This is a genomic window from Janthinobacterium sp. AD80, assembly GCF_002878455.1.
Lineage (GTDB): Bacteria > Pseudomonadota > Gammaproteobacteria > Burkholderiales > Burkholderiaceae_D > Janthinobacterium.
In genome coordinates this window covers 1-8415 of the sequence record NZ_NRDQ01000183.1, presented here as the reverse complement: position 1 = coordinate 8415, position 8415 = coordinate 1, and the positions used below count along the sequence as shown (strand labels likewise).

Genomic DNA, 8415 nt, shown 5'->3' with positions numbered 1-8415 from the left:
GTCACGCCGGCGCGCAGCTTGCCCCACACGTCCGGCTCCCATGAGGCGCCAATGGCGGCGCGGTAGTTGTTCGCCGTCTGCTGCTCGCCCCCGCCGCCCGAGCGCGTGCCGCTGCCCGTCAGGTTCACGCTGGGGAACAGCGAGGCGCGCTGTTCGCGCACCAGCGCGCGCGCCTGCTCGTACGAGGCGATGGCGGCGGCCACGTTCTGGTTCGAGATGTCGATGCTGTCGGCCAGCTGGTTCAGCTGCGCGTCGCCGAACAGGGTCCACCACGGCCCCCGTTCCAGGGTATCGGCCGGCACGGCGGGCTGCCAGCCTGCCGCCTCCTTGAACGCTTGCGGCGCGGCGGCCGTCGGCACTTCATACGTGGGGCTGACGGCGCAGCCGGCCAGCAGAGCGGCGGCGGCAAGTGCCAGGAGATGGCGTGCCGGTGCGCTCGATACGATAGGTTTTACATGCTTCATGATTGTGTGCTCGGGTTATCTGGCCCAGGAATGCGGCTCAATTGCTGCTCGTCGGCGCTGCGCGTGCGCAGCTTGTCGAGCAGGATGTAGACCACCGGGGTGGTCAGCAATGTGAGTAACTGGCTGGCAATCAGGCCGCCGATGATGGCGACCCCCAAGGGCTGGCGTAGCTCCGACCCCTCGCCGAAACCGATCGCCAGCGGCAAGGCGCCAAGCGCCGCCGCCAGAGTGGTCATCAGAATGGGGCGGAAACGCAGCAAACAAGCCTCGCGCACCGCCTCCACCGCCGTCAAGCCGCGCGATCGCTCGGCCTCCAGCGCGAAGTCGATGATCAATATAGCATTTTTCTTCACGATTCCGATCAACAGGAACACGCCGATCAGGGCTATGATGGAAAACTCCATGCGGAACATCAGCAGGGCCAGCACGGCGCCCACCCCCGCCGACGGCAAGGTCGACAGCACGGTGATCGGGTGGATCAGGCTTTCGTACAGAATACCCAGCACGATGTAGATGACCACGATGGCCGCCAGGATCAGCAGCGGCTGCTCCTTGTTGCTGTCCTGCGCGCTCTTCGCCGAACCCTGGAAGCTGCCGCGCACATTCACGGGCATGCCGATTTCCGCTTCCGCCTGGGCCACGGCCGCCTGGCCGTCGCTGAGGGTATAGCCGTCCGACAGGTTGAACGACACGGTGGTCGCCAGTTCGCCGCCCTGGTGGTTGATCGAGGTGGCCGTCGAGCTTTCCGCAAAGCTGCTGAACGACGACAGCGGCACCATCGTCGCCAAGGTGGTGCTCAGGGCCGTGCCGCTGGACGGGTCGCGCGCGGCCGTGGTGTTCGACGTCGTCGCGCTGACCGCCGAGGCGACGGCGCTGGTAGTCGTGGTGGTAGTGGCGGCATTCGACGCCGGCACATACACGGAGCGCAGCGCCTCCGGGCTTTGCGCATAGCGGGGCGCCACTTCCATGATCACGTGGTACTGGTTGAGCTCATCGTAGATGGTCGCCACCTGGCGCTGGCCAAAGCTGTTGTACAGCGCATTGTCGATGTCGCGCACCTGCACGCCCAGCTGCGTGGCGCGGTCCTTGTCGATGGAGACGAAGGTTTCCACGCCGTTTTCCGCCTGGTCCGTGTCGACGTCGATCAGGGCCGGCTGCGCCTTCATCTGGTCGGCCAGCCTGGCCGCCCATTTCTTCAGGTCCGCCTGGTTGTCGCTGATCAGCGTGTACTGGTAGGTGGAATTGCTCGTGCGCCCACCCATGCGCAAATCCTGCACGGGGTTGAGGAACAGCGAGATGCCCGTCACCTTGGCCAGCTGCGGACGCAGACGGGCGATCACGGCCTGGCCCTTGTCGGTGCGCTGCGAAGCGGGTTTCAGGTCGATGAACATGAAGCCGCCCCCTGCCCTGCCGCCGCCCGTAAATCCGACGACGGTGGCGACGGCGGGATCGTCCTTGATGATGTTGACCAGCTCGCGCAGCTTGCCCTGCATGGCCTGGAAGGAGATGCTCTGGTCGGCACGCATGCCGCCATTGATCTGGCCCGTGTCCTGCTGCGGGAAAAAACCCTTGGGCGCGGCGGCAAACAGGTACACGTTCAGGCCGACCACAAACACCAGGATCGCCATCACCAGCGCGGCGCTCGACAGGGCCCAGTCCAGGCAATGCTCGTAGACCTTGAGCATGCGCTCGAAACCCCGTTCGAACCAGCGCGCGATGGCGCCGGGCGCCTTGTGCTGCCCGCCGCTTTTCAGCAGCCAGGCGCACATCATCGGCGTGGTGGTGAGCGAAATGACCAGCGAAATCATCACGGCGGCCGACAGGGTCACGGCAAACTCGCGGAACAGCCGTCCCACCTGGCCGCCCATGAACAGCAACGGGATGAAGACGGCCACCAGCGACAGGCTGATCGACAGCACCGTAAAGCCCACTTCACGCGCGCCCAGCAGGGCCGCCTTGAAGCGGTCCATGCCCGCCTCGATGTGGCGCTGGGTGTTTTCCAGCACCACGATGGCATCGTCGACAACAAAGCCGGTGGCCACCGTCAGCGCCATCAGCGACAGGTTGTTCAGCGAAAAGCCCAGCATGTACATCACGCCGAAGGTGCCCAGCAGCGACACGATGGTGGCCACGGCGGGGATAATGGTGGCGCGCACGCTGCGCAAGAAGGCGCTGACCACCAGCACCACCAGCACGATGGAGAGGATCAGGGTGAACTCGATTTCGTGCAGGGACGAGCGGATGGAATTGGTGCTGTCGGACGCCACCTGCAGCTTGATGTCGCCCGGCAGCTGCGCCTGCAGTTGCGGCAGCAGCGCGCGCACGCCGTCGACCGTGGCGATGACGTTGGCGCCGGGCTGGCGCGTGATCAGCACGATCACGGCTGGGTCGCCATTGAACAGGCCCAGGGTATTGTTGTTTTCCACGCCGTCGACCACTTCGGCCACGTCGTCGAGGCGGATGGCGGCGCCGTCGCGCCAGGCCACCACCAGGCTGCGGTAGTCGGCCGCGCTGCGCCCGCCCGAAGCGGTGGTCGCGCCCGAATAGATCTGCAGGCTGCGCTCGTCGCCGGAAATCGCCCCTTTCGGGCGGTTGGCGTTGCTGGTCTGGATGGCCGCGCGCACGTCTTCCATCGACACGCTGTAGTGATTGAGCTGGTAGGGCAGCAGTTCCACGCGCACGGCCGGCAGCGAGCCGCCGCCCAGTTCCACGTCGCCCACGCCCTTCACTTGCGCCACCTTCTGCTGCACCAGGTTCGACACAGCATCGTAGATCTGCCCCGGCGTGCGCGTCTTCGAGGTCAGCGCCAGGATGATGACGGGCGCATCGGAGGGATTGGCCTTGCGGTAGGTCGGGTTGCTGCGCAGGGTGGCCGGCAAGTCCACGCGCGAGGCGGCGATGGCCGCCTGCACTTCGCGCGCGGCCGAATCGATCTTGCGGTTCAGGTCAAACTGCAGGTTGATGCGCGTCGAGCCCGTGCCCGACGACGAGGTCATCTCGTTGACGCCGGAAATCACGCCCAGGCGCCGTTCCAGCGGCGTGGCCACGGACGTGGCCATGGTCGCGGGGCTGGCGCCGGGCAGGCTGGCGCTGACGGAAATGGTCGGGTAATCGACCTGCGGCAGCGGCGAGACGGGCAGCACGAAGAACGCGCCGATGCCCGCCAGCGCGATGCCGATGGTCAGCAGCACGGTGGCGATGGGCCGCTTGACGAACGGTTCGGACAGGTTCACGCGGCGCTCCCCGCATTATCTGCCGGCTTGTCCAGGTTCACCGCGGCTGTCTTGCGCGCGAAGCGCTGGCCCAGGCGGTCAAAGGCCAGGTAGATCACCGGCGTGGTAAACAGCGTCAGCACCTGGCTGACGATCAGGCCGCCGAAGATGGCCAGGCCCAGCGGACGGCGCAACTCGGCGCCCTCGCCCCAGCCCAGCATCAGCGGCACGGCCGCGAACAGCGCAGCGAGGGTCGTCATCAGAATCGGACGGAAACGCAGCAGCGCCGCCTGGTGGATGGCTTCCTGCGGGCTCTTGCCTTCATCGCGCTCGGCCTCGATGGCGAAGTCGATCATCATGATGGCGTTCTTCTTGACGATGCCGATCAGCAGGATGATGCCGATGATGCCGATCACGCCCAGGTCCTGCCCGAAAATCATCAGCGCCAGCAAGGCGCCTACGCCAGCCGACGGCAGGGTCGACAGAATCGTCAGCGGGTGGATGTAGCTTTCATACAGCACGCCCAGCACGATGTACACGCAGACGACGGCGGCGAGAATGAGCCACAGCTGGTTCGACAGCGAATTTTCATACGCACCGGCCGCGCCCAGGAACGTCAATGTCACCGAGGCGGGCAAGGCGATGTCTTTCGCCGCCTGGCGGATGGCGTCGACGGCGCTGCCCAGGGCCACGCCATGCGTGGTGTCGAAGCCCAGGGTGGTGGCCGGGTATTGCGCCACGTGCGTGATCTGCAGCGGCGCCTGTTTTTCGCTGACGCTGGCAAAGGCGGACAGCGGCGTCGACTTGCCGGACCCAGTGCGTACCTGCAGGTCGGCCAGGTCGGACGGCGTGGTAACGATGCCCGGCTGCGCTTCGAGGATGACGCGGTACTGGTTGGTTTCCGTGAAAATCGTCGAGATGATGCGCTGGCCGAAGGCGTTGTACAGCGCGTCGTCGACGGTGGCCGTGGTGACGGACATGCGCGCGGCGCTGTCGCGGTCGATGGCCACGGTGACGGCGGCGCCCGTGGCGCCTGCATCGGTGACGACGTTGCGCAGCTGCGATTTTTCGCGCATGCGCGCGGCCAGCTTGCCGGCCCACTCGGTGACGGTGGCCGTGTCGGCCCCTTCGAGCGAGACGCGGTACTGCGTCGGCCCCGATTCCGCATCGATGGTGAGATCCTGCGTCGGCTGCAGATACAGGGTCACGCCGGCCACCTTGGCAACGCGCCCGCGCAGGCGCTCCATGATGTCTTCCTGGCTGTCGCTGCGCGAGCGCTTCAGGTTGATCAGCATGCTGCCCGTGTGCAGCATGGTGTTGTTGGCCGCGTCCACGCCGACGAGGGAACTGAGGGTATCGACGTCCGGGTCTTCCAGCAGCGCGCTGGCCGCCGCCTGCTGCAAGACCGCCATGCGTACATACGAGACGGCTTGCGACGTTTCCAGGCGCGCCTGCAGCTGCCCCGTATCCTGCGTGGGGAACAGGCCTTTCGGGATGACGATGTACAGCACGACGGTCAGCACCAGGGTGGCCAGGGCGACGAGCAGGGTCAGTCCCTGGCGTTTCAGCACCCATACCAGCGCATGGTCGTACTGCACGATGACACGGTCGAGGAAGGCCTGGATGCGCTGGCCCGTGGCGCTGACCTTTTCATCGGCGTGGCTTTTCAGCCAGCGCGCCGACATCATCGGCACCAGGGTCAGCGAGACCACGGCGGAAATCAGAATCGTGATGGCCAGGGTCATGGCAAATTCGCGGAACAGACGGCCCACCACGTCGCCCATGAACAGCAGGGGAATGAGCACGGCGATCAGCGACACGGTCAGCGAGATGATGGTAAAGCCGATCTGCGACGCGCCTTTCAGGGCGGCGGCCATCGGCGTTTCGCCCTCCTCGATGTAGCGGGCGATGTTCTCGATCATGACGATGGCATCATCGACGACAAAGCCCGTGGCGATGGTCAAGGCCATCAAGGAGAGGTTGTTCAGGCTGTAGCCGAGCAGATACATGACGCCGCAGGCGCCGATCAGCGAGATTGGCACGGACAGGCTGGCGATCACCGTGGCGCGCATGCTGTGCAAGAAGGCGAAGATCACCAGCACCACCAGCAGCACCGACAACAGCAATTCCATTTCCACGTGTTCGACCGAGGCGCGGATGCCCGTCGTGCGGTCGCTCAGCACGTCGAGCTTCATGGCCGCCGGCAGGCTGGCCTGCAGTTCCGGCAGCAGGGCCTTGATAGCGTCGACCGTCTTGATGACGTTCGCGCCGGGCTGGCGCTGCACGTTCAGGATGATGGCCGGCTGCTTGCCGGACCAGGCGCCCAGGCGCGTGTTTTCGGCGCTGTCGACCACGTTGGCCACGTCGGACAGGCGCACGGGCGCGCCATTTTTATACGTGATGATCAGGCGTTTGTAGTCTTCCGCCGTCACCAGCTGGTCGTTGGCATTGATGGTAAACGAGCGCGTGGGGCCGTCGAAACTGCCCTTGGCGCTGTTGACGTTGGCCGCCGCGATGGCCGTGCGCAGGCTGTCGAGGCCCAGGCCGTACGACGCCAGCAATTTGGTATCGCCCTGGATGCGCACGGCGGGACGCTGGCCGCCCGACAGCGACACCAGGCCCACGCCATTGACCTGGCTGATTTTCAGCGCCAGGCGCGTATTGACGATGTTTTGCACCTGCGTCAGCGGCATCGTGTCGGAGGTAATAGCCAAGGTCAGCACGGGCGCGTCGGCCGGGTTGATCTTGGCGTACACGGGCGGCGCCGGCAAGTCGGTCGGCAGCAGCGAGCCGCCGGCGTTGATGGCCGCCTGCACTTCCTGTTCCGCCACGTCCAGGGTCTGGCCCAAGGTGAATTGCAGGGTGATGATGGAGACCCCGGCGGCGCTGGTGGAGCTCATGCGCTGCAAGCCGGACATTTGCCCGAACTGGCGCTCCAGCGGCGCCGTCACGGTCTGCCCCATCACTTCCGGGCTGGCGCCCGGGTACAGCGTCTGCACCTGGATGGTGGGGAAGTCCACCTGCGGCAAGGCGGCCAGCGGCAGGAACTTGAAGCCGACCAGGCCCGCCAGCACGATGGCCAGCATCAGCAGCGCCGTGGCGACGGGGCGCTTGATGAATGGCGTCGATGGACTCATTGCGCCGCGCCCTTCGCTGGCGCCGTGGCTGGCGCAGAGGTGGCCGACGCTGCGGCCGGTGCGCTGGCCGCGCCGTCAGCGTGCTGGCGGCGATGGAAATATCTGCCACTGCCACCGCCACCGCGCCACCGGCGCCCATGGCCGGCTTGTCGCCCGCCAGGGTGACTTTCGCGCCTTCCTTCAGGCGGTCGCGCCTTCCGTGATGACTTGCTCGCCCGCTTCCAGGCCGGCGCGGATTTCCACCATGTCGGTGGTGGCCTGGCCGCGCGTGACCATGCGCACGGTGACGGTTTTATCCGCTTTCAGCACATACACGAAGTCGCCGTTATTACTGTGGCGCAGTGCCGTGACGGGCACCAGCACGGCGCCCGTGATGTTGCCCAGTTCCAGGCGCACGTTGACGAACTGGCTGGGGAACAGGGCCATCTTGTCGTTCGTGTAGCGGGCCTTGGCGCGCACGGTGCCCGTCTGCACGTCGACCTGGTTGTCCAGCGCCGTCAAGCTGCCCTTGTCCAGGGTATGCGTGCGCGTGCGGTCCAGCGCCAGCGCCGCCAGGGCGGAACCTTCGTTCACGCGCTCCTGGATGGTCTGCACCTTATCCTGCGGCACCGAGAATTCCACGTCGATGGGCGAGAGCTGCGTCACCACGACAACGCCGCCCGTGTCACTGGTGCTCACGAGGTTGCCGATGTCGACCACCTTCAGGCCCGCGCGGCCGCTGATCGGCGACACCACCTTGGTGTACCCCAGATTGAGTTTAGCCGTGCCTTCGGCGGCGCGATCCGTCATGACGGTGCCTTCCAGCTGCTTCACCAGGGCGGCCTGCGTGTCGACGTCCTGGCGCGCGATGGAATCCTGGCCCAGCAAGGTCTGGTAGCGTTTCAGGGTCAGGCGCGCGTTTTCCAGCTGCGCCTCGTCGCGCTGGCGCTGGCCCGTGGCCTGCATCAGCGCCATCTCGAACTGCGCCGGGTCGATCTGCGCCACCACCTGGCCCGCCTTGACCATGCCGCCTTCCTTGAATTTCAGCTCCTTCAAAATGCCCGACACTTGCGGGCGCACCGTCACGGTGGACGCCGCCGTCACGGTGCCCAGCGCATCGAGCACCACGGGCAAGTCGGACTTCACGGCCGTGGCCACGCCGACGGTGGTCGAAGGGCCGCCGCGGCGCCCGCCCGGGCCGCCAGGGCCGCCAGGACCACCCATGCCAGGGCCGGCCTGTGCGCTGACGCCGGAGTGGGTCAAATACCAGGCACCGCCGCCCAGCGCGGCCATCACGGCCAGCGCGATGACGCTGCCGACGATTTTCGAACGGCGGCTGCGCCGTGGGGAATTGGGTGCTGTCTGCGAATCCATCGCTTATCCTTGTATAGGCCGCTGGCACGGCGAGTCTGTGGCGCCGGCCGAGGTGCAACACACTCAGGCCGGACGACCGTTTTTCGGGGTTATGTATTCATCACCAGGAAATCAAGAGCTGAAAATCAGCTGAAAAAACATCGTTTCCTAGTGTGAAACGACTCTAGCATAGTCATGTAACTGTTTCATTTCTACTTGAAACAATTGGCCATGCCGCGCCGGCGCCGGCAGCCGGCGGCAGCGGCTGGC

4 protein-coding genes are annotated in these 8415 nt (G+C 66.0%); all 4 read right to left on the bottom strand.

The annotated features are described in order from the left end of the window. Nucleotides 1–464, bottom strand: a 464-nt coding sequence (locus JaAD80_RS25580) for a TolC family protein (protein WP_258003177.1), incomplete at its 3' end; no start/stop codon positions are given. After that, nucleotides 461–3697 (bottom strand): efflux RND transporter permease subunit, encoded by a 3237-nt coding sequence (locus tag JaAD80_RS25575; RefSeq protein ID WP_102298757.1) that lies wholly within the window; start codon nucleotides 3695–3697, stop codon nucleotides 461–463. The genes JaAD80_RS25580 and JaAD80_RS25575, both read right to left, overlap by 4 nt. Further along, entirely contained in the window at nucleotides 3694–6813 is a 3120-nt protein-coding gene (locus JaAD80_RS25570; RefSeq protein ID WP_102298755.1) for an efflux RND transporter permease subunit, read from the bottom strand. The genes JaAD80_RS25575 and JaAD80_RS25570 overlap by 4 nt, the downstream gene beginning before the upstream one ends. Nucleotides 6814–6993: 180 nt before the next feature. Continuing rightward, nucleotides 6994–8166 (bottom strand): efflux RND transporter periplasmic adaptor subunit, encoded by a 1173-nt coding sequence (locus JaAD80_RS25565; RefSeq protein ID WP_308410647.1) that lies wholly within the window; start codon nucleotides 8164–8166, stop codon nucleotides 6994–6996. Between the last annotated feature and the right edge of the window lie 249 nt (nucleotides 8167–8415).